The 23,441-nt window shown below is 71.7% G+C and carries 24 protein-coding genes and 1 tRNA gene; 16 read left to right on the top strand and 9 right to left on the bottom strand.

Features of this window, described 5'->3' with window-relative positions; translation table 11 throughout:
- Positions 1–47: 47 nt before the first annotated feature.
- The 5 genes from ACN6LB_RS16295 to ACN6LB_RS16315 all read left to right on the top strand — a co-directional run bounded on the left by ACN6LB_RS16295 (position 48) and on the right by ACN6LB_RS16315 (position 4,426).
- Positions 48–1,478, top strand: coding sequence for a diaminopimelate decarboxylase (locus tag ACN6LB_RS16295; RefSeq protein ID WP_445026466.1), 1,431 nt, complete (start codon positions 48–50; stop codon positions 1,476–1,478).
- A gap of 189 nt (positions 1,479–1,667) precedes the next feature.
- On the top strand, positions 1,668–2,066 hold the full coding sequence (locus tag ACN6LB_RS16300; RefSeq protein ID WP_445026467.1) for a hypothetical protein: 399 nt from the start codon (positions 1,668–1,670) through the stop codon (positions 2,064–2,066).
- Positions 2,063–3,424 (top strand): hypothetical protein, encoded by a 1,362-nt coding sequence (locus ACN6LB_RS16305; RefSeq protein ID WP_445026469.1) that lies wholly within the window; start codon positions 2,063–2,065, stop codon positions 3,422–3,424. Before ACN6LB_RS16300 ends, ACN6LB_RS16305 begins: the two co-directional genes overlap by 4 nt.
- A gap of 38 nt (positions 3,425–3,462) precedes the next feature.
- Positions 3,463–4,035: a roadblock/LC7 domain-containing protein gene (locus tag ACN6LB_RS16310; RefSeq protein ID WP_356139757.1), complete on the top strand. Its 573-nt coding sequence runs from the start codon at positions 3,463–3,465 to the stop codon at positions 4,033–4,035.
- Between the two features lie 16 nt (positions 4,036–4,051).
- Positions 4,052–4,426 (top strand): roadblock/LC7 domain-containing protein, encoded by a 375-nt coding sequence (locus tag ACN6LB_RS16315; RefSeq protein WP_356139758.1) that lies wholly within the window; start codon positions 4,052–4,054, stop codon positions 4,424–4,426.
- Between the two features lie 21 nt (positions 4,427–4,447).
- On the opposite strand, the gene ACN6LB_RS16320 is transcribed toward ACN6LB_RS16315, so the two are convergent.
- From ACN6LB_RS16320 to ACN6LB_RS16330, 3 genes are all read right to left on the bottom strand, one after another.
- Positions 4,448–5,032 carry a hypothetical protein gene (locus tag ACN6LB_RS16320; protein WP_445026470.1) on the bottom strand — a complete coding sequence of 195 codons (585 nt, stop codon included), beginning with the start codon at positions 5,030–5,032 and terminating at the stop codon, positions 4,448–4,450.
- 143 nt (positions 5,033–5,175) lie between these two features.
- Positions 5,176–6,048, bottom strand: coding sequence for a MurR/RpiR family transcriptional regulator (locus ACN6LB_RS16325; protein WP_356139760.1), 873 nt, complete (start codon positions 6,046–6,048; stop codon positions 5,176–5,178).
- On the bottom strand, positions 6,045–7,553 hold the full coding sequence (locus ACN6LB_RS16330) for an aromatic amino acid ammonia-lyase (protein WP_445026471.1): 1,509 nt from the start codon (positions 7,551–7,553) through the stop codon (positions 6,045–6,047). Before ACN6LB_RS16330 ends, ACN6LB_RS16325 begins: the two co-directional genes overlap by 4 nt.
- 168 nt (positions 7,554–7,721) lie before the next feature.
- Here ACN6LB_RS16330 and ACN6LB_RS16335 point away from each other — a divergent pair, with 168 nt between their 5' ends.
- The 5 genes from ACN6LB_RS16335 to ACN6LB_RS16355 all read left to right on the top strand — a co-directional run bounded on the left by ACN6LB_RS16335 (position 7,722) and on the right by ACN6LB_RS16355 (position 11,535).
- Positions 7,722–8,756 (top strand): ABC transporter ATP-binding protein, encoded by a 1,035-nt coding sequence (locus tag ACN6LB_RS16335; protein WP_356139776.1) that lies wholly within the window; start codon positions 7,722–7,724, stop codon positions 8,754–8,756.
- On the top strand, positions 8,753–9,394 hold the full coding sequence (locus ACN6LB_RS16340; protein WP_356139762.1) for an ABC transporter permease: 642 nt from the start codon (positions 8,753–8,755) through the stop codon (positions 9,392–9,394). The genes ACN6LB_RS16335 and ACN6LB_RS16340 overlap by 4 nt, the downstream gene beginning before the upstream one ends.
- Positions 9,394–10,056: an ABC transporter permease gene (locus ACN6LB_RS16345; protein ID WP_356139777.1), complete on the top strand. Its 663-nt coding sequence runs from the start codon at positions 9,394–9,396 to the stop codon at positions 10,054–10,056. The genes ACN6LB_RS16340 and ACN6LB_RS16345 overlap by 1 nt, the downstream gene beginning before the upstream one ends.
- Positions 10,057–10,069: 13 nt before the next feature.
- Entirely contained in the window at positions 10,070–11,005 is a 936-nt protein-coding gene (locus ACN6LB_RS16350; RefSeq protein WP_356139763.1) for an ABC transporter substrate-binding protein, read from the top strand.
- A gap of 92 nt (positions 11,006–11,097) precedes the next feature.
- A complete protein-coding gene (locus tag ACN6LB_RS16355) occupies positions 11,098–11,535 on the top strand; it encodes a hypothetical protein (RefSeq protein ID WP_445026473.1) in 438 nt (145 codons plus the stop codon).
- Positions 11,536–11,572: 37 nt separating this feature from the next.
- Here ACN6LB_RS16355 and ACN6LB_RS16360 read toward each other — a convergent pair whose 3' ends face one another.
- Positions 11,573–12,334, bottom strand: a complete 762-nt coding sequence (locus tag ACN6LB_RS16360; RefSeq protein WP_356139764.1) for an SDR family oxidoreductase — start codon at positions 12,332–12,334, stop codon at positions 11,573–11,575.
- 146 nt (positions 12,335–12,480) lie between these two features.
- Here ACN6LB_RS16360 and ACN6LB_RS16365 point away from each other — a divergent pair, with 146 nt between their 5' ends.
- Positions 12,481–13,308 carry a helix-turn-helix transcriptional regulator gene (locus ACN6LB_RS16365; RefSeq protein WP_445026474.1) on the top strand — a complete coding sequence of 276 codons (828 nt, stop codon included), beginning with the start codon at positions 12,481–12,483 and terminating at the stop codon, positions 13,306–13,308.
- A 414-nt stretch (positions 13,309–13,722) separates the two neighbouring features.
- Here the strand turns inward: ACN6LB_RS16365 and ACN6LB_RS16370 are convergent, their stop codons facing one another.
- The gene (locus ACN6LB_RS16370; RefSeq protein ID WP_356139766.1) at positions 13,723–15,117 is read right to left on the bottom strand and encodes a cystathionine beta-synthase; all 1,395 of its coding nucleotides are present in this window, start codon (positions 15,115–15,117) and stop codon (positions 13,723–13,725) included.
- A gap of 142 nt (positions 15,118–15,259) precedes the next feature.
- Between ACN6LB_RS16370 and ACN6LB_RS16375 the strand changes: the two genes are divergently transcribed.
- From ACN6LB_RS16375 to ACN6LB_RS16385, 3 genes are all read left to right on the top strand, one after another.
- Positions 15,260–16,282 (top strand): SGNH/GDSL hydrolase family protein, encoded by a 1,023-nt coding sequence (locus ACN6LB_RS16375; protein ID WP_445026476.1) that lies wholly within the window; start codon positions 15,260–15,262, stop codon positions 16,280–16,282.
- 266 nt (positions 16,283–16,548) lie between these two features.
- Positions 16,549–17,769 (top strand): acetyl-CoA C-acetyltransferase, encoded by a 1,221-nt coding sequence (locus ACN6LB_RS16380; protein WP_356139768.1) that lies wholly within the window; start codon positions 16,549–16,551, stop codon positions 17,767–17,769.
- A 320-nt stretch (positions 17,770–18,089) separates the two neighbouring features.
- Positions 18,090–18,872 carry a hypothetical protein gene (locus ACN6LB_RS16385; protein WP_356139769.1) on the top strand — a complete coding sequence of 261 codons (783 nt, stop codon included), beginning with the start codon at positions 18,090–18,092 and terminating at the stop codon, positions 18,870–18,872.
- A 48-nt stretch (positions 18,873–18,920) separates the two neighbouring features.
- Here the strand turns inward: ACN6LB_RS16385 and ACN6LB_RS16390 are convergent, their stop codons facing one another.
- Positions 18,921–19,232, bottom strand: coding sequence for a hypothetical protein (locus ACN6LB_RS16390; RefSeq protein WP_356139770.1), 312 nt, complete (start codon positions 19,230–19,232; stop codon positions 18,921–18,923).
- A 100-nt stretch (positions 19,233–19,332) separates the two neighbouring features.
- Here ACN6LB_RS16390 and ACN6LB_RS16395 point away from each other — a divergent pair, with 100 nt between their 5' ends.
- Positions 19,333–19,563: a DUF4287 domain-containing protein gene (locus ACN6LB_RS16395; protein ID WP_026178224.1), complete on the top strand. Its 231-nt coding sequence runs from the start codon at positions 19,333–19,335 to the stop codon at positions 19,561–19,563.
- Positions 19,564–19,653: 90 nt separating this feature from the next.
- Here ACN6LB_RS16395 and ACN6LB_RS16400 read toward each other — a convergent pair whose 3' ends face one another.
- From ACN6LB_RS16400 to ACN6LB_RS16410, 3 genes are all read right to left on the bottom strand, one after another.
- Positions 19,654–20,553: a Bax inhibitor-1/YccA family protein gene (locus tag ACN6LB_RS16400; protein WP_445026479.1), complete on the bottom strand. Its 900-nt coding sequence runs from the start codon at positions 20,551–20,553 to the stop codon at positions 19,654–19,656.
- A gap of 211 nt (positions 20,554–20,764) precedes the next feature.
- Complete coding sequence (locus ACN6LB_RS16405; protein ID WP_445026480.1) at positions 20,765–21,940, bottom strand: 4-hydroxybenzoate 3-monooxygenase; 1,176 nt, start codon at positions 21,938–21,940, stop codon at positions 20,765–20,767.
- Positions 21,941–22,117: 177 nt separating this feature from the next.
- A tRNA-Leu gene (locus tag ACN6LB_RS16410) sits at positions 22,118–22,200 on the bottom strand.
- A 390-nt stretch (positions 22,201–22,590) separates the two neighbouring features.
- Between ACN6LB_RS16410 and ACN6LB_RS16415 the strand changes: the two genes are divergently transcribed.
- The gene (locus ACN6LB_RS16415; RefSeq protein WP_445026481.1) at positions 22,591–23,361 is read left to right on the top strand and encodes an ABC transporter ATP-binding protein; all 771 of its coding nucleotides are present in this window, start codon (positions 22,591–22,593) and stop codon (positions 23,359–23,361) included.
- The last annotated feature ends 80 nt before the right edge of the window (positions 23,362–23,441 follow it).

Here is a 23,441-nt window from a genome sequence, read left to right on the forward strand (position 1 = left end):
ACGTTCGTACGTCGGCGGGGGCGCTCTACGCGTGTTTGGCTGAATGGATGGGCGCACACATCGACACGACGGGGGAACCGGTGGGCGACGGGGCGGACAGGGCGGCCGGAGACGCGGGCGGGAAGGTCGAGGGGGACGCCGAGCGGGTCGCGCGGCGCGACGAAGCGGTCCGGGCGGCGGTGGAGCAGGGGCTTCTCGGGGCGGCCGCCCCCATCGTCGCGCTCCTGGACGTCACCGGCATCCGGGACTCGGCGGCCGCCCTGCGCGCCGCCTTCGAGGCGGTCACCGCGCCCGGCACGCCCGTGCTGCACGCCTTCGCCGTGAAGGCGACCCCGCTCGTGCCCGTACTGCGGCTGCTGCACGAGGAGGGCATCGGCTGCGAGGTGGCGAGCCCCGGGGAGCTCGCCCTCGCCCGGGCCGCCGGAGTGCCGCCCACGCACACCGTCCTCGACTCGCCGGCCAAGACCCTCGCCGAGCTGCGCGAGGCGCTGGCGCTGGGCATCGCCGTCAACGCGGACAACCCGCAGGAGCTGGCCCGCATCGACGGCCTGGTCCGGTCCGCGACCACCCGCTCCCCGCTCGGACTGCGGGTGAACCCGCAGGTCGGCGGGGGTTCCATCGAGGCGCTGTCCACGGCGACGGCGACCTCCAAGTTCGGGGTCGCGCTGCGCGACGAGGGCGCCCGGGAGTGGATCGTGCGCGCCTACACCGACCGGCCCTGGCTGACCCGGCTGCACGCGCACTCCGGGTCGCAGGGCATCCCGCTCTCGCTGATGACGCAGGGGGTCGCCGAGACGTACGCCCTCGCCGAGGAGATCAACCGGCGCATCGGGCGGCAGCAGATCGACACGATCGACATCGGCGGCGGCCTGCCGGTCAACTTCACCTCCGACGCCACGACCCCGACGTACGCGCAGTACGCCCGGCTGCTCGCGCAGGTCGTGCCGGGGCTCTTCGACGGGCGGTACGGGCTGGTCACCGAGTTCGGGCGGTCACTGCTCGCCAAGCACGGGACGGTGCTGGCGCGCGTCGAGTACGCGAAGAGCGCCGGGGGGCGGGCCGTCGCGGTCACCCACGCCGGCGTGCAGATCGCGGCCCGCACGGTGTACGCGCCGGGGTCCTGGCCGCTGCGCATCGCCGCGTTCGACGCGAAGGGGCACCCCAAGGCAGGCCCCGACGTCGTGCAGGACATCGCGGGCCCCGCCTGCTTCGCCGGGGACCTCCTCGCCGAGGGCCGCGCGCTCCCCCTCCTCGAACAGGGCGACTACGCGGCCGCCCTGGACACCGGCGCGTACTACTTCGCCCACCACTACGCCTACAACTCCCTCGTCCGCCCCGGCATTCACGGCTTCGCCCCGGACGGGCGGGGCGGCACGCGCTTCGCGGTCGTACGGAAACCGCAGACGGTGCAGGAGATCGTGGCGGAGTCGGGCGGCGGGCATGCGGCCGCGCTGACGGGGCTGGTCCCGCCGATGTGACCTGCGGCCGGCCTCGCTTCGGCCCGCCCGGCCGCGGGTGCGGCAACTGACATGAAAATGTGGGCAGTTGACCTACCTTAGTGATGTCGGGCATGTTCCACCGGGAAATGCCGGATCCCTCACCCCTCGTGCACACGTTGCGTAGTTTCTCCGTGACTGAGCCGTACCCGAGGCGGGAGGGGAGCCGGGGTGCCCGGAATCGACGAGTGTCTGCTGGAGGCCATGCGGCTGCCCGGCGCGCGGGGTGCCGCGGTGGTCGACTGGACCAGCGGGCTCGCGCTGGGCGCCGTGGGGGAATCGCCGGGCGGCGACCACGAGACGGCCGCGGTCGAGGCCGCCGAGCTGGCCCGGCTCGCCGCCGAGCACGGGGCGTTCGCCGCGGCGGACGGCCCCGGCCTGTCCCCGGCGGAGCCCCCGGTCGAGGACCTGATCATCAGCAACCGGGACAGCTACCACCTGCTGCGGTTCGTGCCCACGAGCTTCGACAGCAGTGTGTTCCTGCACCTGTGGCTGACCCGCACGGACGGCAACCTCGCACTCGCCCGCATCCGGCTCGGCGAGATGGCCGGACGGCTGGTGCTCGAATGACACCCGTACGGACACCCGCGCCGCCTCCGCCGCCCCCGCTGCCCGTACGGCGGGGGGCCGCGGCCCCGCGCGGCGGGCTCGCCCCGCTCCTCGGCCGGCTCGCCGCCGAGCGCGCCACCGGTGTCCTGGTGCGTGAGCGAGGCACGCTCTACCTCCGCGACGGTCAGGTGGTGCACGCCGAGAGCCCCGCCGCGCCCGGCCTCGACGTACTGCTCACCGCGCGAGGCACGCTGGACGCGGAGGGCTGGCGGGAGGCGGTCGACCGGGCCGGGGAGCGGCGGGCGGTGGGGCGGTTCCTGGTCGAGCAGGGCCGGATCGGCCTGGGTGCGCTGGAGCTGTGCCATCTGGGGGCGCTGTACGACGCGGTGTACTTCGTGCTCGGCCCGAGCGGGACGCCCGCCGGGTTCCGTACCGGGGCGGCGCACTGGTTCGGCCCCGTGCGTCCGGTGCCGGTGGCCGCGGTGCAGCGCGAGACGCGGCGACGCCGTGAGCTGCTGCGGCGTATCTGGCCCGACGCGGCGACGGACGACGCCCCGCTCGTCCGGGCCGAGCGTCGCGCCGCCCCGGCCGTCACGGCCCGCCAACGTGCCGTCCTCGACCGGCTGGACGGAGTACGCACGGCGGCGGACATCGCCCGCGCCCTGGGCCGGCCCACCTTCCACACCCTGGTCGACCTGCGCAGACTGGCAGCCGCCGGTCTCGTCACCACGGCCCCGCGACCGGATGCCGCCGCGCTCCGGGAGGAGTTCGACGCGTCGATCTCGGCACAGGCCCGAACGGCGCTGCGCGAGGTGTCCCACACGGCCGCACCCACACCACCCGCCCGGCGGCCCTCTGCCCCCACCCCCGAACCCTCACTCCCCGCCTGCGCCACCGGGGCCGCCCCGACCACCCCGCACGAGGCCGCAGCGGCACCGCACCCGGCGTCCCACCCGGCCGCACCCACGCCACCCGACCGGCGACCCCCTGCCCCCGCCCCCGGGCCCGCCCCGACAGCCCCACGAGAGGACACCGCGGCACCACGCGCGACGTCCGGCCTCACGAACGCGCCGGCACCCGACCTCCCGCGCCGCGCCGCCCCCTCCCCCGGAAGGGCCCCCACCGCCCGCCTCACCCCCACAGCCCCGCACGAGGGCTCAGCGGTGCCGCGTCTGGCGTCCCGGGCCACGCAGCCCAGGGTGCCCGAGCAACGGCCGCCTGCGCTCACACCCAGGAGGGCGCCCAGCGCATCAACCGGCGCCGCCGCTGCCGTACCCATCGATCCCGCCGTATCCGCCGCCGCCCCGCCCGGCCGTGTCTCGGACGACCCCCAAGTCGCCCTGTTGCGTCGGCTCCGTGACGCCCTGGAGGCCCTGTGATCCGCGCGCTTCGTCAGCGTGCCGAGAGGAGACTGCTGATGGCTGCCGAGGCCGAAGTCCTCGACGAACTCCGCCGGTTGAGGGCGCGCGTGCCGCAGTTGACCGGTGCGCTCGCCACCGGTGTCGACGGTCTCGTTCTCGCCCAGGACACCCCCGACGTCGAGCCGGAGCGGCTGGCCGCGCTCGCATCCGCCGCGCTGGGCGTGGCCGTGCGGATGACCGACGCCACCGAGCAGGGGGACTTCCGCGAGCTGCTCGTGCGCGGTGTGCACGGCTATGTGGCGACGTACGCGGCGGGCACCTCGGCTGTACTGACGCTGCTCGCCCTGGACCAGGTGAACGTCGGCCGCCTGCACCTGGAAGGGCGCCGCGCGGGCACCCGCATCGGCGAGCTGGTGGACGCCGCGGCCGCCCGCGCCGAACCCGCACCCCGGGCCACCTCGCCGAAAACGCCTGCCAAGGCCCCGGCCAAGTCCGCCGCGAAGGCGGCCTCCGCCGCCTCCAAGACCGCTGCCAAGTCCGCCACCGCGCGGACCCGCACCGGGCGCGCGCCCGCGAATCCACGTTCCACCGCGAACACCGCGAACGCGCGCACCACCACGGAAAGTTGAAAGGACCCACCCCGTCATGGCGAACACCGAAACCGCGCTGAAAGAGGCGCTCTCCTCAATCGAGGGCGCGACCGGCGCCGCCCTCGTCGACTACAACAGCGGAATGGCGCTGGGCACGATCGGCGGCAGCAAGAGCTTCGACCTCACGGTCGCCGCCGCCGGCAACACCGATGTCGTACGGGCCAAGCTCCGCGCCATGGAGCACATCGGACTCAAGGGGGAGATCGAGGACATCCTGATCACCCTGACCAACCAGTACCACCTGATCCGGCTGCTCACCGGACGCAGTGGCAACGGCCTCTTCCTCTACCTCGTGCTGGACGCCAAGCAGGCCAACCTCGCGATGGCCCGCCACCAGCTGAGGAAGATCGAGGCAGAACTGGAGGTGTGACCCTCCCGTGGAGGCGACGCGCTAGACGAGCGCGTCCGTGCGGCGGCGCGCCCCGCCCGGGGCCGCGTCGCCCGCCGCGACGCCGGTGGCGCGGTAGGCCTTGACGCGCTTGCCCGCCGGTTCGCCGGCGCCCCGGCCGAGCCAGTCGACACGCACCCACAACAGTGCCTCGTCGGTCCGTTCGCGCCGCCCGAGCCAGCCCGCCTTCAGCCACAGCCCGACGCCGGTCCCGGCGAGCAGCATGCCGCCGGCGGCGGGCACGGCGAAGGCGCCGGCGAGAGCGGCGACGAACGCGGCGAGCAGCCACCAGCGGTGCCCGCGGCGCCAGTTGCGCACGGTCACCGCGCGGTCCTGGAGCATGTCGTGCTTGCCCGCGTGTGCGGCACTGCCGGCGAGCGCCGCGTACCGCCTGCGCCGCCGGCAGGCCACCACGGCGGCCGCGACGATGAACGACGCGGCCCCGGCCAGTACACCGATCCGGCGCCCGGTCAGCCCCGGCGGCAGGACGCCGACGCCCGCCGCGAACACTCCGCACCACCACAACGGGGCGGCCCCGGCCCTCACCACGACGGCCACCCGAGCCAGTCCCTGTCCTCCGCGCGCCACGTTCCGCCTCCTCGCTTCGGCCACAGCGTCTCGGGCGCGCAGGCTAGCGAGGAAACGTGAGACGAATCTGAGAAGCCCCGCCCTGCCCCGCTCCGGCCCAGCCCGGACCAGCACGGCCCCGAGAAAGGCTTCCGGTCTACGTCCTACTCCACGAACAAGCCCCGTGTCGCCGCCCGCGCGTCGAACTCCTCCAGCCGTGCCTGCGCGTCCGGCAGGTCGTCGCACATCGCCTCCAGGAGCACCCGGCCGAGCAGCATCGGGGCGCACGCCGTGTCGAAGGCGAGGCCGGTGCCGACGGCGGCCGGCAGCAGCAGGTCGGAGCACTTGGCCACGGGCGCGAACGCGGAGTCGGCGACGGTCACCACCGCGAGCCCGGCCTCCTTGGCGTAGGTGAGCGAGTCCACGACCTCGCGCGGGTGGCGCGGCAGCGCGAAGCAGAGCAGGGCGGTGGCCCCGGCGCGGACGGCGGCGTCGATGCGGTCGTGCAACATCGTGCCGCCCTCGTGCAGCAGCCTTACGTCGGGGTGGACCTTGGCGGCGAAGTACGCGAAGCCGTACGCCTGGGAGGCGGCGGCGCGCAGGCCGAGCACCGGGAGCGGGCGGCTCGCGGCCAGCAGCCGGCCCGCCCGCTGCACGGGCCGCGGGTCGGCGAGCACCTCCGCCAGGTGCTTGAGGTTCTCGATCTCGGCCTCGACGGCCTGCTGGTACTCGTTGTACGCGGTGGTGTCCGCGGCCGCCTCCGCGGGCGCGACCTCGCGCAGGTGGCGACGGAGCGCCGGGTAACCGTCGAAGCCGAGCGCGACCGCGAAGCGGGTGACGGACGGCTGGCTGACACCGGCGAGTTCGGCGAGCTCGACGCTCGACAGGAACGGTACGTCGGCGGCACGGCGCACCATGCTGTGCGCGATGCGCCGCTGGGTCGGCGTGAGCCGGTGCCCCTCGAAGAGGGCCTGCAGCCGTGCGGCGGGACTGTCCGTCACACCCATGCTCCTGTCCACGCTCCTGTCCACGCTCATGACGTGCTCCCCCTCCAGATCTCCGTGAACCGGTCGAGCAGTGCGGCCGCCGCGCTCACGTCGTCCGTGAGCGGCCGGTCGGCCTGGTCCGCCGCCAGCACCGACTCGGCGAGCTCCAGCGCCCGGCCGACCGGCAGGTCCGGGTCGGGCCGCAGGTCGCGCTGGCGCAGCGCACGCACGGCGGCGACGAGCTCGCAGCCGACGACGAGACGGTACGCGCCGCACGCCCGCAGCGTCTGACGTGCGGCGAGCGAGGCGAAGCTGGCCTGCTCCTCGACGCCACGGGAGAGTACAGCGTGCCCGAGCGAGGCGGGGGCGGAGAAGGCCCGCAGGTCGCCGAGGGCGGCTCCGGCGGCGTACTCCAGGATCATCACGCCGGAGGACGCGGGCTCGGGGTCGGCGAGGAAGGGACGCAGGCGGGTGTAGGCGGGCTCGTTCAGGGTCGACAGCCGCGACGTCGACAGCCGGGCCACCTGGGTGACGGCAAGCCTGAAGTGGTCCAGTGCCAGGGCGAGTTGAGCCTGGTAGAAGCCGCCGTGATGATAGGCGGCCATGTCCTCGGGGGAGATCAGGGGGTTCTCGGCTGCGGCGTTGATCTCGACGGCGAGGACCTGGTCGAGTGCGTCCGCGGCGTCGTGCGCGGGGCCGTGGATCTGCGGGATGCAGCGGAAGCCGTACGGGTCCTGGATCCTCCCGAGCGGTGGCGTGGGCCGGTCCGCCGCACCGATCAACTCCCGCATTCTGCGGGCCACTTCGGCGGACCCGCGGTGCGGCCGCGCGAGGTGCACGGGCGCGGCGTACGCCTCGTGCGACCCGTCGACGGCGAGCAGCGAGAGCGCCGCGACGACCTGGGTGGCGGCGATCAGCCCGCGCAGTTCGTGCAGGGCGAGCGCGGACTGCCCGAGCGTGAGGGCGTTGCTGCTGATGAGCGCGAGGGCGTCGTTGTTGTCGAGGGGCTGGGCCTCGGGGGCGGCTTCGGCACCGCCCTCGGACATCCGCCAGGGGTGCTCCCCCGCCAGCGCCAGTCCCATCTGGGCCAGCGCCGCGATGTCACCGGTGCCGACCGAGCCGAACTCGTTGACGACGGGGTGGGCCCCGCTCTCCAGGGCTTCGCAGAGGGCCGTGACGACGGTGGGGCGCAGGCCCGCGCCGCCCGCCAGGAGCTGGTTTGCGCGGACGGCGAGCATGGCGCGGACCTGGCGGGCGGGGAGTTCCTCGCCGATGGCGCCCGCGTGGCTGCGCAGCAGGCGCAGGCCGTGGCCGGCGGCGGCCTCGGTGGGCACGTCCTCGTTCCGGTTGGCGCCGACGCCGGTGGAGCGGCCGTAGACGCGGCCCGTCGCGGCGATCTGCCGGGCGGCGTCCCAGGACTCCTCGACGCGCTTCATCGCCTCGGTGCCGGCGACCGGGCGCGCGGCACCGTCGGCGAGGCGGACGACGTCGTCGACGCCGACGCCGCTCCCGTCGAGGATCACGAGGCCCGTCGTCACGGCCTTCAACGCGCCCACGACCCGCCCACGATGTGAGACGACATACCGTCCACGCTCCCCTCAAACAGGACATTGGATCTTGCCTGCCAGTCATAAGTAACCAGCGATTAACACCAGCCCATTGACAATCTATTCAGACACCGAGAACTCTGCATGACGATATACAGGCCGGGCAAGGGACACCTCATGATCCAGTTCGACGCGGTCCACAAGCGCTTCCCCAACGGCACCACAGCGGTCCACGATCTCTCCCTGGAAATGCCTGAAGGCGGCGTGACCGTCCTCGTGGGATCTTCCGGTTGCGGTAAGACGACCACCCTGCGGATGATCAACCGGATGGTCGATCCGACCTCCGGCACCATCCGCGTCGGCGGCAAGGACGTGACACGGCAGGACGCCGCCGAACTGCGCCGCTCCATCGGTTACGTCATCCAGCAGTCGGGCCTCTTCCCGCACCGCACGGTGCTCGACAACATCGCGACCGTGCCGCTCCTCCTCGGCTGGGGCCGCAGGAAGAGCCGGGCCAGGGCCGCCGAACTCCTTGAGACCGTCGGCCTCGCCGCCGACGCCGGCAAGCGGTACCCGCACCAGCTCTCCGGCGGTCAGCAGCAGCGCGTCGGAGTCGCCCGCGCGCTCGCCGCCGACCCGCCCGTGCTCCTCATGGACGAGCCGTTCGGCGCCGTCGACCCGGTGGTCCGCACCCAGCTCCAGGACGAACTGCTGCGCCTGCAGAAGGAGTTGAACAAGACCATCGTCTTCGTCACGCACGACGTCGACGAGGCGGTCCGGCTCGGCGACCGGATCGCCATCTTCCGCACCGGCGGCCATCTCGTGCAGTGCGCCCCGCCCGCCGAACTCCTGGCCCGCCCGGCGGACGACTTCGTCGCGGACTTCCTCGGCGCGGAGCGCGGCCTGAAGCTCCTCTCGCTCACCACCCTCGCCGACGTGCCGCAGGCCCCGGCCCCCGTGGGCGGCACCTGGACGCTCGCACTCGACGCGGCGCGCAAGCCCCTGCACTGGGCCGCCAAGGACGCCGAACTCCCCGTGCGGCCGCTCAAGGACACCGACTCCCTGCTGGCCGCGCTCAACGAGTCGATCGCCTCGCCCGGCGGACTGATAGCCCGCGTCGACGCGGACGGCGTCCTCACCGGCGTCTCCTCCCGCGACGACATCCACGAGCACGCGGGCCGTGCGCACACCGCAGCGGGCGTCACCGCATGACCATCGACTGGTCGTGGATCGGCGACCACACCGACGACCTCACCACCCTCACCGTCTCCCACCTCGAAGCCGCGCTCTCCGCGGTCTTCTTCGGGCTGCTGATCTCCCTCCCGCTGGCCGTGATCGCCCACCGGGTGCGCCCCCTGCGCGGCCTGCTGCTCGGGCTGTCGAACGTGCTCTTCACGATCCCGTCGATCGCGATCTTCGTGCTGCTGCTCCCGGTGAGCGGCCTCACCCGCACCACGACCGTGATCGGCCTGACGATCTACACCCTCGTCGTCCTGCTGCGGAACACCGTCGAGGGCCTCGACTCGGTCCCCGCGAAGACGAAGGAGGCCGCGAAGGCGATGGGCACGCGCCCACTGCGCACGCTCCTCACCGTCGAACTCCCGCTCGCCCTCCCGGTGATCATGGCGGGCGTCCGCATCGCGACGGTCATGTCGATCTCGCTGGTCTCCGTGGCGACGTACATCGGCGACGGCGGACTCGGCCAGCTCTTCACCGACGGCTTCCAGCGCGACTTCCCGACGCCGGTGATCGTGGGCGTCGTCCTGACCCTGCTCCTTGCACTGGTCGCGGACGCGCTCCTGGTCGCCGTGCAGTACGTACTCACCCCGTGGACGAGGCGGCGAGCCTGATGTACGAACTCTTCAAGAACCTCGGCACGTGGCTGACCAGCTCCGCCCAGTGGTCCGGCACCGACGGCATCGCGCACCGCCTCGCCGAGCACCTCCAGTACTCCCTGCTCGCGACCCTCGTGGCCGCCGTGATCGCCCTGCCCGTCGGCCTGCTGATCGGGCACACCGGCAGGGGCGCGTTCCTCGCCATCAACCTCGCGTCCTTCGGGCGGGCCCTGCCCACCGTCGGCCTGGTGGTGCTCGTCTTCCTGGCCAGCGGCCTGTCGATGTGGCCGGTCTACATCGCGCTGGTCGCCCTCGCCGTCCCCTCGATCGTCACCAACACCTACGCCGGGATGACCGCCGTCGACCCGGACGTGAAGGACGCGGCGCGCGGCCAGGGGATGCGCTGGCACCAGGTCCTGTTCCAGGTCGAGCTGCCCCTCGCGCTCCCCCTGATCATGACGGGCGTGCGCCTCGCACTGATCCAGGTGGTGGCGACGGCGACGATCGCCGCGTACGTCTCCTTCGGGGGCCTCGGCCGCTATGTCTTCGACGGTCTCGCGCAGCGCGATCTCGTGCAGGTACTCGGCGGCGCCGTGCTCGTCGCAGCGGTGGCCGTCGTCCTGGACCTCGCCCTGTCGGGCCTGCAGCGCTTCCTCTTCCGCCACCGCACCGCGTAGGGAAACCACCGAAATGAATCGTCGTACCCTCCTCGGCGCTCTTGCGGGAGCCGCCGTCTCCGTCCCCGCCCTCGCCGCCTGCAGCAGCGGCGTCACCTCGCTCGACGGCGGCGGCAACGCCGGTTCCGGCGGCGGCTCCAGCAAGGGCGGCGTCACCATCGGCACCGCCAACTTCACGGAGAACCAGGTGCTGGGCTACCTCTACGCGGCCGTCCTGGAGGCGGCCGGCGTCAAGACGAAGGTCCGCCCCAACCTCGGCACCCGCGAGATCGTGATCCCCGCCCTCAAGGGCGGCGACATCGATCTGCTGCCCGAGTACCAGGGCGCCCTTCTCAACTACCTCGACCCGAAGGCCACGGCCGCGGAGGAGGGCGCGATGCAGAACGCCCTCACCCTCGCCCTGCCGGCCGGCCTGGAGGTCCTGCCGTACGGCATCGCGGAGGACTCCGACGCCTTCGTCGTCACCCGCGAGACCGCCAGGAAGTACGGCCTGACCACCCTCGCCGACCTGGCGAAGCAGAACGGCAAGCTGGTCATCGGCGCCGCCGCCGAGGTGAAGAAGCGCCAGGTCGGTGCCGTAGGACTGAAGGACGTGTACGGCGTCGAGTTCAAGGAGTTCAAGTCCCTCGACTCCGACGGGCCGCTGGTCAAGGGCGCCCTGAAGAAGGGCGACGTGGACGTGGCGAACCTCTTCACCACCGACACCGACATCGAGTCCCATGACTGGGTGATCCTGGCCGACCCCAAGAACCTCATCCCCAGCCAGCACATCGTTCCGCTCATCGCCGACCGCAAGGCCGACTCGACGGTCCGCAAGGCCCTCGCCCGCCTCGGCAACATCCTCACCACCGCCCAGCTCACCGAGCTCAACCGGCAGGTCGACAAGGACAAGAAGGACCCGGAGGACGTCGCGAACGCCTATGCCAAGCAGCACGGGCTGACGAAGTAGCCGCCTGCGCGGGGCAGCGGGGGCGCGGCCCAGTCCCGACAGGGGGGCTACCCCCAGTGCCCATCAGGGCTCCGGCTCTCTACCGTGGACCCATGACCGGTATGGAAGCCCGCAACGACGCCGAACTCAAGAGGGAACTCGACGCCACCCTGCACGCACGCAGGGAACTCGGCGACGAATACGAGTCCGCGCTGATCGACTCGTTCCTGGAGAAGGTCGAGCAGCGCCTCGACGGCACGGTCGACCGCCAGGTGCGGCGCCAGATCGCCGAGCAGCAGATGGTGGTGGCCCGCGGCGCCCGCTCGCCCCAGTCGTCCGACTCCTTCGGCGAGCGGTTCGGCTTCGGGATCGTCTCGCTGGTGCTGGCGGTCCCGCTGTCCGCGATCGGCGGCGCCTTCGGAGGCATGTCCGGGCTGCTGGCGGCCTGGGTGGGCATCGTCGGCGTCAACGTCGTCCAGGCCGTGCGGCTCAATCCCAGCCTGTTCACCCGGCGCCGCAAGTCCTCCCAGGACAGCGACTGGGAGGACTGACCGCCCGGCGGTCACACCCGCTCGTCACGCCTGCTCGTCACGCCTGCTGGGTCGGCAGCACCATGATCTGGCGCAGGTTGACCCGGCGCGGCCGGCTCGTCGCGTACGCCACCGCGTCCGCGACGTCCTCGGACGACAGCCCCTCCAGCGCGCCGAACATCCCGTCCAGCTGCCCCGACAGCTCCGCGTTGTCGATGTGGCTGCCCAACTCGGTCTCCGTGAGCCCCGGTTCGACATTGGTGACCCGCACGGAACGCGGGCCGAGTTCGGTGCGCAGGGACTGGGAGAGATACGTGACGGCGGCCTTCGTCGCCCCGTACACCGCGTAGTTGGGGAACGTGATGTGCGCGCCGATGGAGGAGATGTTCACCAGGTCCGCGGTGCGGCCCTCGGCGGCGACGGCCACCAGGTCGCCGGTGAAGGCGCGGATGACACGCAGTACGCCGGTCACGTTGGTGTCGAGCATCCGCTGCCACTCGTCGATGCGTCCGTCGTCGACGGGGTTCGGCAGCATGACGCCCGCCGAGTTGACGACCAGGTCGACGGGCCCGTACGTCTCGTGGATGCGGGCGGCGGCCGCCTCGACGGACGCGTCGTCGGTGACGTCCACGACCACGGCGAGCGCCTGCCCGCCGTCGGCCTCGATCTTCGCGGCCAGCTCCGCCAGCCGCTCCCCGCGCCGGGCCAGCAGCGCGACCCGCGCTCCCTGCCCGGCGAGCTGCACGGCGATGGCCTCGCCGATGCCGCTGGCGGCTCCGGTGACGACGGCGGTACGTCCGGCCAGGTTCTCGTACGACATGGAAACTCCCGAGGTGGTGGTGGCCGCCGGTCGATCCGGCGACGAGAACCACACTCGGCGCTCCCGCCGGTCCTACCCAGGGATGCGCTTTTCCTGGGTCTGGCAGTACCAGGTTCGCCGCGCGCATCCCGCCTAGGATCGAACCCATGGACGGGGACCTCGGAGACTTCCTGCGCTCACGCCGCGCACGCATCACTCCCGACGAAGTCGGTCTGCCCTCGCACGGGCGCCGTCGCGTACCGGGCCTGCGCCGCGAGGAGGTGGCACAGCTGGCCGGCGTGAGCGTCGACTACTACATCCGGCTCGAACAGGGGCGCGGCCCGAGCGTCTCGGACGCGGTCCTTGACGCGATCGCCCGCGTGCTGCGGATGGACGAGACGGAGCAGGCGTACCTGCGTACGGTGGCCCGCCCGCCCAGGCAGCAACGCCGCCGCCCGGCCGCACCCCGCGTACGCCCCGGCGTCCAGTTGCTGCTGGACAGCATGGAGCGCACCCCGGCGTTCGTGCTGGGCCGCCGCATGGACGTACTGGCGTGGAACGCGCTCGGCGACGCGGTGGGCGGCTTCAGCCGCATGGATCCCGCCACCCGCAACATCCCGCGCCATGTCTTCCTCGACCCGGTCGCCCGCGACTTCTACCCCGAGTGGCACGCGGTCGCCGCCCAGACGATCGCCAACCTGCGCATCGACGCGGGCCTGCACCCGGACGACCAGGAGCTGTGCGCCCTCGTCGGCGAGCTCTCCCTCAAGGACGAGGACTTCCGCCGGCTGTGGGCGGACCACCAGGTGGCGGTGTGCGCGTACGGCGTCAAGCGCGTCCGGCATCCGGTGGCGGGCCTGCTGACCCTCCCGTACGAGACCCTGACAGTGCCGTCGGAGCCGGACCAGACGATCGTGGCGTACACCCCGGAACCGGGGTCGGAGACGGCGGAGCGCCTGGCGCTGCTGGGGAGTTGGGCCACGGCGCGGACGTGAGGTCCGCAGGCCGAAGAGCACTGAAGAGGCGCTGAGAGGGCACTGAGAAGGCGCCGGAAAAAAGCTTGGCGGGGACCGCCGCACCCCCGTGTGACGGGGGGCGGGACGACGGCGGTCCCCGCGAGGGACGCGCGCCGGGTCAGGCCAGGTCTGCGCGTCCTGGGCGTCCATGGAGGTCCGGGAGCCGCTCCGGAGGTCCTTGACGCCGTTTTCGGTGCCGGTGGGGCGGGGAGCCGCTCCCGCCCTGCCGACACCCACTAATGTGCCGGACCTGTGTTAAGCGGGTGCTGCGCGGACGTGACGCGCTCGTACCACTTCTGCGAAGTTCCCCGCCGAAAGAGCCGGAAGATCCGTCGACGACGGGGAACCGAACAGGAGTTCCTCCTGCGGGACTGCTGGACCGCTGAGGGAGGACTACTGCTTGGCGCCGCCCTTGGCGAGGAAGGCGAGCAGGTCCTGACGGCTGACGACCCCGGTGGGCTTGCCCTCGACGAGGACGATCGCCGCGTCGGCGGTGCCGAGCACGGACATCAGGTCGCCGACCGGCTCGCCGGAGCCGACCTGCGGCAGCGGCGCGGACATGTGCTTCTCCAGCGGGTCCTGCAGGGAGGCCTGCTGGGTGAAGAGCGCGCCGAGCAGCTCGCGTTCGACGACCGAGCCGATGACCTCGGCGGCCATCACGTCGGGGTGGCCGGCGCCGGGCTTGACGATGGGCATCTGCGAGACGCCGTACTCGCGCAGCACCTCGATCGCCTCGCCGACGGTCTCCTCCGGGTGCATGTGCACCAGGGAGGGGATGGAGCCGTGCTCCTTGTCGTTCAGCACGTCACCGACGCGGGCGCTCGGGCCGGTGTCCTCCAGGAAGCCGTAGTCGGCCATCCACTCGTCGTTGAAGATCTTGCTGAGGTAGCCGCGCCCGCTGTCCGGCAGCAGGACGACGACGACGTCGTCGGGCCCGAGGCGCTCGGCGACGCGCAGCGCGGCCACCACGGCCATGCCGCAGGAGCCGCCGACGAGCAGCCCCTCCTCCTTCGCCAGCCGACGGGTCATCTGGAAGGAGTCCTTGTCGGACACGGCGACGATCTCGTCGGCGACGGTCCGGTCGTACGCGGTCGGCCAGAAGTCCTCACCGACGCCCTCGACGAGGTACGGCCGCCCGGACCCGCCGGAGTACACCGATCCCTCGGGGTCGGCGCCGATGACCTGGACCTTGCCGTCGCTGGCGTCCTTCAGGTAGCGCCCGGTCCCGGAGATGGTGCCGCCGGTCCCCACACCCGCCACGAAGTGGGTGATCCGCCCGTCCGTCTGCTCCCACAGCTCGGGGCCGGTGGAGTGATAGTGCGAGAGGGGGTTGTTGGGGTTGGAGTACTGGTCGGGCTTCCAGGCGCCGGGCGTCTCGCGCACGAGCCGGTCGGAGACGTTGTAGTACGAGTCGGGGTGCTCGGGATCAACGGCCGTCGGGCAGACGACGACCTCGGCCCCGTAGGCCCTCAGCACGTTGATCTTGTCGGTGCTGACCTTGTCGGGGCACACGAAGATGCACTTGTACCCCTTCTGCTGGGCGACGATCGCGAGCCCGACGCCGGTGTTCCCGCTGGTCGGCTCGACAATCGTGCCCCCGGGCTTGAGGGCGCCGCTCTCCTCCGCGGCCTCGATCATGCGCAGGGCGATGCGGTCCTTCACGGACCCGCCGGGGTTGAAGTACTCAACCTTCGCCAGGACGGTCGCCTGGATGCCCGCGGTCACGTTGTTGAGCCTCAACAGCGGGGTGTTGCCGACGAGGCTGATCATCGAGTCGTGGAATTGCACCGTTGTCTCCGGAGCTGTCTGTCTGAGGGATGGTTCCGCCAGCCTAAGGCCCCAGGTGGGCGTTCACTCGCCGTTGAGATTGGCCGACCGCCTCCACGGGGCAAGCAGTGGGTGTACGGCTACGAGGAGGTGGCGGCGTCGGATGACGAGCTTGTCGAGGGCGAGGGTGGCCCGCCGCATCGCGGCGGGCGCCGCGTACGGCGGCGGTGGGGTCGGGCTGGTGGGCGCGGCAGCCGTCGGCGTGGTGCTGGCCGAGGTACGGATGGCGAAGCGGCATGTGGGCAACGGGCACAGTCCGCATGCGCCGAGCGCCGACGGCCTGTACGGGTACGCGTACGCCGGGATCGCCGAACCTCCACTGCGCCTGCTGATGCTCGGTGACTCGACGGCGGCGGGCCAGGGCGTGCACCGGGCCCGCCAGACGCCGGGGGCGCTCATCGCCTCGGGGCTGGCCGCGGTGGCCGAGCGCCCGGTCCGGCTGCGGAACGTGGCGCTGCCCGGGGCCCAGTCCGACGACCTCGACCGGCAGGTGGTGCTCGCCCTCGCGGATCCGGCCCAGGTGCCGGACGTGTGCGTGATCATGATCGGCGCGAACGACGTGACCCACCGGATGCCGCCGACCCGCTCGGTGCGGCACCTGTCCTCGGCGGTACGGCGACTGCGCACCGCGGGGGCGGAGGTGGTGGTCGGGACGTGCCCTGACCTGGGCACGGTCGAGCAGGTGCAGCAGCCGCTGCGTTGGCTCGCCCGGCGGGCCTCCCGCCAGCTGGCGGCCGCCCAGACGATCGGAACGGTCGAGCAGGGCGGCCGCACCGTGTCGCTGGGCGACCTGCTGGGCCCGGAGTTCGAGGCGAACCCGCGTGAGCTGTTCGGACCGGACAACTACCACCCCTCCGCGGAGGGGTACGCGACGGCCGCGATGGCGGTCCTCCCCACCGTCTGCGCGGCGCTCGGCCTCTGGCCGGCGGAGGAGGAGCGCCCGGACGTCTCCCGTCGCGAGGGTTTCCTTCCGGTCGCCCGGGCCGCCGCGGAGGCCGCGTCCGAGCCCGGCACGGAGGTGGCCGCCGCCATGCCCACGGGCCCGCGCGGCCCCTGGGCCCTCCTCAAGCGCCGCCGCCGGCGGCGCCTGCCCGCCACGGACCCGGCTCCGGCGGGCTCGCCTTGACGCCGGGCGGGCTGGTCACAGCCTGTCCGGCGTTTGAGGACGAGGCCGTTCAGGCCGACAGCGGGGGTCTGGGGGCGGCAGCCCCCAGGGACAAGGGCCGAGCAGGGCCCCCTCTCCCCCAAGGCGCCCCCGCCAGAAAAAAGCAAGCGCTTAGAAAAGTGCGGCCGGAGTCACACACCCATAGCGGTGACCTCGACGGTACGTACGGGTAACTTCCCAACCAGCCCTGCCAGTAGCTTCACCCCCCGTACGCCAATGGAGCCGTGATGCCCGAAGCCGTGATCGTCTCAGCCGCCCGCTCCCCCATCGGCCGCGCCTTCAAGGGCTCCCTCAAGGACGTGCGCCCCGACGACCTGACCGCCACGATCATCCAGGCCGCCCTCGCCAAGGTCCCCGAGCTGGACCCGAGGGACATCGACGACCTGATGCTCGGCTGCGGCCTCCCCGGCGGCGAGCAGGGCCACAACCTCGGCCGCATCGTGGCCGTACAGATGGGAATGGACCACCTCCCGGGCTGCACCATCACCCGCTACTGTTCCTCCTCCCTGCAGACCAGCCGCATGGCCCTGCACGCCATCAAGGCCGGCGAGGGCGACGTCTTCATCTCGGCCGGTGTCGAGATGGTCTCGCGCAGCATCAAGGGCAACAGCGACAGCCTGCCGGACACGCACAACCCCCTCTTCGCCGAGGCGGAGGCCCGCACGGCCGCCGTCGCGCAGACCGAGGGCTCGACGTGGCACGACCCGCGTGCGGACGGTCTGATCCCGGACGCGTACATCGCGATGGGCCAGACCGCCGAGAACCTGGCCCGCATCAAGGGCGTCACCCGCCAGGACATGGACGAGTTCGGCGTCCGCTCGCAGAACCTCGCCGAGGAAGCCATCAAGAACGGCTTCTGGGAGCGCGAGATCACCCCGGTCACGACCCCGGACGGCACGGTCGTCAGCAAGGACGACGGCCCCCGCGCCGGCGTCACCCTGGAAGGCGTGCAGGGCCTCAAGCCGGTCTTCCGCCCCGACGGCCTGGTCACGGCCGGCAACTGCTGCCCGCTGAACGACGGCGCCGCCGCCCTCGTGATCATGTCCGACACGAAGGCCCGCGAGCTGGGCCTCACCCCGCTCGCCCGGATCGTGTCCACCGGCGTCACCGGCCTCTCGCCCGAGATCATGGGCCTCGGCCCGGTGGAGGCCTCGAAGCAGGCCCTCAAGCGCGCGGGTCTGACCGTCGACGACATCGACCTCTTCGAGATCAACGAGGCCTTCGCCGCCCAGGTGATCCCGTCCTACCGCGACCTGAACATCCCGCTGGACAAGCTGAACGTGAACGGCGGCGCCATCGCCGTCGGCCACCCCTTCGGCATGACGGGCGCCCGCATCACCGGCACGCTCATCAACAGCCTCCAGTTCCACGACAAGCAGTTCGGCCTGGAGACGATGTGCGTCGGCGGCGGCCAGGGCATGGCGATGGTCATCGAGCGCCTCAGCTGACATCTCGCACGGACCCGTCACGGTCCTGTCGCGAATGACCGGATGAGTAACCGGAGTTGGACCCAGCGTGACCGAATCGGCCCGGATCCCGGTAACCCCGGGGACTCCGGGCCGATTTGTGATCCAATCTCCCCCAGGATGTGACCTATCTCCCTTGCGAGAGCAATTTGCGCAGGTCAGAGCCGTTCCACGAGTAAACCCCGGGCCCAAAGTCCTGTCCTATTCGTGACGTTACGCACTGACAGTTGGTTAGTCCGCCCTTCAAGCTGATGTAGGAAGTCGGGGGTCGACTTTGAACCGGGAGTACGTCAGTGAGCGCCATGCCTTTTGCTCTACTGCTCACCACCGCCGCCACCGCGGCCGTGGGCGTCGCCGTTCTGCGCACCCTGCTGGTGCTGCGCAAGCAGGTCGCGGCCCTGCACGACGACATCACCCAGAGCCGCGCCGAGGCCGCGCGCGGCCTCGTACCGGCCGCCCGCGGCGCCGCTGACGCGGAGGAGATACGCGCTGCCGTCGCCGAGGCGCTCGCCGAGGAGCGGGAGCGGGAGCTCGCCGAGGCGCGGGCCTTCTGGGCCGCCCAGGAGGCGCGTGACGCCTCTGACACCCCGTCCCTGCTCGGCCTGCCCGACAGCGAACTGTTCCTGCCGCGCCAGTCGGACTTCGCGGGCCTGGAGCACCTGGAGCCGGTGACCGAGCCCGGCCTGGAGGCCGACGAGTTCGCCGGGGACTCCGCCGAACTGGCCGCGGCCCGCCGCCGCCACCCCTCGCACCCGGACTTCGTCCCGGTCCAGTCACCTGTCGTGAACGACCACGAGCGCACGGTGACCTGTCTTGAGGAACTCGCCGAGTCCCGCACGGCGCTGGCCGACGTCCGCCCGGGCCCGCTGGGCACCCTCGACGTCTACGTCTTCGCGGACGGTACGACCCTGTGCATGACCCCGGGCCACCGCGAGACCGCGGAGCGGCTGGCCGCGGCCCTGCGGTCGGGCGAGACCCCGGTCCTGCTCGGCGGCTCCGGCGTCTCGGGCGCGTACGCGCTGACGTTCGCGTGCGGCGAGGAGAACGTGTACATCCTGGCGGACCGCGTCATAGCGTCGCTGTAGGAGCTGTAGGAAGCGGCGGGAACCCACCCGAAGAGTCGGTCGAACGGATCAGACCCCGGCGCGCTGCTGTGCCTCCACCACGAGGCGCACCGCATCGTCGAGGTCGCCCTCGTTCTTCAGTACGAGCGCCAAATCGTGCGCGGCGACAGTGATTTGGTCGGCGGCGGCGAACATCCCCGCGTCGGGCATCTCCCGCGGCTCGCCCGACGGGTCCTCCAGCCGCTGGGCACGCAGTGCCAACTCCCTGGCCAGCCCCAGTGCCTCGGCTGCCGCGCTCCGCTGCAGGCGGCTCTGCGGCGCGGCCCGCAACCGGTCGGCGAAGTGGTCCACGGCACGGGTCAACGGCGTCGTATCAAGCACGACGCGACCCTACGCGTCCATCCTGGACTGTTGCCAACGGGCCAACCCTCAGGCACGGTGACGTGAAGAGCGACCGCATCGCACGCGTCCGGAGGCGCCGATGTCCCAAGTCTTCTCCCAGGAGACCCATCGCAATCTGCTCGCCCGCATCCCCCACTGCACCGGTCGTGAAGTATCCGACTGGCTGCGCACGGTAGACGAAGGCCCCGCCCTCTTCCGCTTCGAGGAGAAGGTCAGCTGGCTCCGCGCCGAACACGACCTCGCGTACGGCCACGCCAAGGCAATCATCCACGAGTACGACCTGAGGAGGGCCGCGCGCAAACTGCTCTGAGCGCGCACCACCGAGACGACCACGCATCCGACGACAAAGGGCCCGCGAACCAGCCTCTGGTTCGCGGGCCCTTCGGTCGTCACCGTGCTTCTAGTCGTCGCCGCTGAAGATCGCGACCAGTCGCAGCATCTCGACGTAGATCCACACGATGGTCATGGTCAGGCCGAACGCGGCCAGCCACGCCTCCTCGCGCGGGGCGCCGTACGCGATGCCGTCCTCGATCTGCTTGAAGTCGAGGGTCAGGAAGAACGCGCCGATGAGGATCGCGATGATGCCGACGACCGCACCGAGCGGGCCCATGCTGCGCAGTCCGCCGTCGGGAGCGACGTTGAGGACGACGAGCAGCAGGTTGACCGCCATGGTCAGCACGAAGGCGATGGCGATGGCCATGCCGATGCGTGCGTACCGTGCGGTGACACGGATCCAGCCCGCCTTGTAGACGAGCAGGGTGGCGCCGGTGACCGCCATGGTGCCGAGGACGGCCTGGAAGGGCGCGCCCGACCACCGGCTGTTGTACATCTCGCTGATGACCCCGAGGAAGACGCCTTCGAAGGCGGCGTAACCGAGGATCAGCGCGGGCGAGGCCGTCCGCTTGAACGACTGCACCATCGCCAGCACGAAGGCGACGAGGGCGGCGCCGATGGCGAGGCCGTAGCTGGTGCTGGTCACCGGCAGCAGCGCCCACGCCAGGACGGCGCCGACGGCGACGGTGCCGAGCGTCATGGCCGAGCGCATGACGACGTCGTCCATCGTCATACGGCCGGTGGTGGCCGGGGCCTGCGGCGGAGCGCCGTTCTGAAGGTCCTGCTGCGCGTACGGGTTCTGCGCGTAGGGGTTGCCGCCCTGCTGGGCGTACGGGTTGCCCTGCGCGTACGGGTTGCCCTGGGTTCCGACAGCGGGTCCCCCGGCCTGCGGCGCCGCGTTGAACCCCGCGTAGCCGTTGTCGCGGCTGAAGCCCCGTCGCGAGAAGACCGGGTTGCTGCTCCTCATTTCACTCCTCCATGGCCACCTCGCGTGGCCTTGGGCTCAAGAGTAATAGGTAGGCAAAGGATTGACCCTACTGCTTGGGGAGGATCTTTCCCTTGTGCTGCCACCGTACGCGTGCGACCGATGCCCGGCGAGCACTGGTACGAAGCCGTAACCGGCCACTTAGCCGGGTCTTAGGTGGTCGGCGCGGGCGGCTCGTGGGTCAGTACCTCGCTCAGTCGAGGGGAAACCCCGTGTACCCCTCCGCGAGGTCGGTCCCGGCCGCCCGTGAGCCGGCGATCCGGTGCAGCCGGGCCAGCTGGACGCGGTCCTCGAAGGGGGTGGCGTCGGGGGCGCGGTGCAGCAGCGTCGTCATGTCGTACGAGAACCGCTCGGCCTGCCAGACGCGGCGCAGGCAGGTCTCGGAGTACGCGTCGAGGCGTTCCGCCGAGCCGGTCTCCTTCTCGTACGCCAGCGCCCGCGCGAAGGTGACGACGTCGCCGACCGCGAGGTTGAGCCCCTTGGCGCCGGTCGGCGGCACGATGTGCGCGGCGTCGCCGGCCAGGAAGAGGCGGCCGTGGCGCATGGGCTCGTGGACGTAGCTGCGCATGGGCGTGACGGACTTCTGGGTGATGGGGCCGCGCTCCAGCCGCCAGTCGTCGTCCGTCTCCAGGCGCCGCTCCAGCTCGTCCCAGATCTCCTCGTCCGCCCAGGTCTCGGCCGCGGTGCCGTCGGGTACCTGGAGGTAGAGGCGGGAGACGCTGGGCGAGCGCATGCTGAGCAGGGCGAACCCGCGCTCGTGGCGGGCGTAGACGAGTTCGTCGTGCGAGGGGGCCACATCGGCGAGGATGCCGAGCCAGCCGAAGGGGTACGTGCGCTCGAAGACCTGCGAGATGCCGGCGGGCACCGCCTGCCGGGCCACGCCCCAGAAGCCGTCGCAGCCGACGACGTAGTCGCACTCCAGGACGTCCTCACGCCCCTCGTGCCGGAAGCGCACGCGCGGGCTGTCGCTCTCCGCGTCCTCGACCGCCAGCGCCTCTGCCTCGAAGAGCAGCGGCCCGCCCTCCTTGAGCTGGAGTGCGATGAGGTCCTTGCACACCTCGGTCTGCGCGTACACCATCACGGAGCTGCCGCCGGTGAGCGCGGGGAAGTCGACGCGGTGGCGGGTGCGGGCGAAGCGGAGCTCGATGCCGTCGTGCCGCAGCCCTTCGCGATCCATCCGCTCCGCGGCTCCGGCGGCCCGCAGGACGTCGACGGTCCCCTGCTCCAGGATCCCGGCCCGCTGGCGCTGCTCCACGTACGCCCGGTCCCGGCTCTCCAGTACGACGGAGTCGATCCCGGCGTTGTGCAGCAGCCGCGCCAGCAGCAGTCCGGCCGGTCCGGCCCCGATGATCCCGACGGTGGTACGCATCGGCACGCCCCTTCGCGTTCCTCTGTGCTCGCCCATGTTCCTTCATGTTCGCCTAGTGAAATTTACTTCACTAACCTCTGACGCGAGTCTCCGACCGTATGCGCTTGCTGTCAACGGTCGATGGTGAAGTCTTCAATGAAGGGTGCAGCGAGTGCGAAGGGAGGAAAGGGTCGGAGGTGCCCGGAACCGGACTTGAACCGGTACGCCCGCGAGGGGCAGCGAGGTTTAAGCTCGCCGTGTCTGCATTCCACCATCCGGGCAGGCCATGGGCTCCGCGTCGAGGTTACGAGCCTATCGGGGCGCTTCCCCCGAACAGCGGGCGGGCGGACCGATGTTGTCTTATTTTATGGACGTCTGAGGGTGCATCAGCCCCCGGTACGGGCCATCCGCACTTGCCAATAGCCTTTCGGCTAAGTCACGGGCGCGTATACGGAATGACGGAATTTCACCGTCCGAACGAGCGCCTCCGCCGGCTCGCGGCTCCCCGCCCCTCAGGGACGGCCGTCATCCCCAGGTATGACGCGGGCGTTCGCGGTCCGACTCGAGGCTGCCCCCGGAACCGGATCAGCGGCTGACTACACGGGCCCGACCGGCCACGACGATGGAACAAGTCCCCCGCAGCGTCGTCGTCCCGACAGGAGCACCCTCCCGTGACCACCACCCCTCTCGCCGGCCGGGCCACCGCCGTGGCCGCTCGTGCCACCGAACTGTCGAAGATCTACGGACAGGGCGAGACCCAGGTGGTCGCCCTGGACCGGGTCACCATCGACTTCCGGCAGGCCGAGTTCACCGCGATCATGGGCCCTTCGGGGTCGGGCAAGTCGACCTTGATGCACTGTGTGGCGGGCCTGGACACGTTCTCGTCCGGTTCTGTACGCCTCGGCGAGACCGAGCTCGGCTCCCTCAAGGACAAGCAGCTCACCCAGCTCCGGCGGGACAAGATCGGCTTCATCTTCCAGGCGTTCAACCTGCTGCCGACCCTGACGGCCCTGGAGAACATCACGCTCCCGATGGACATCGCGGGCCGCAGGCCCGACAAGGAGTGGCTGGACTCGGTCATCAGGATGATCGGCCTCGCCGACCGGCTCGGCCACCGCCCCTCGCAGCTCTCCGGCGGCCAGCAGCAGCGCGTCGCCGTCGCCCGCGCCCTCGCCTCCCGGCCCGACATCATCTTCGGCGACGAGCCGACCGGGAACCTCGACTCGCGCTCCGGCGCGGAGGTGCTGGGCTTTCTGCGCAACTCCGTACGGGAGTTGGGCCAGACCGTCGTCATGGTCACGCACGACCCGGTGGCCGCCGCGTACGCGGACCGCGTGGTCTTCCTGGCCGACGGCCGCCTGGTCGACGAGGTGTACGGGCCGACCGCCGACTCGGTCCTGGACCGCATGAAGCAGTTCGACGCCAAGGGCCGCACCAGCTGACCCGGCGCCCTGCAGCGGTCCGCCCTGCGCCGGTCCGCCCTCCGTCGTCCGCCCTCCGTCGTCCGACTCCACTCTCCCTG

It is taken from the genome of Streptomyces sp. SAS_270, assembly GCF_052543295.1.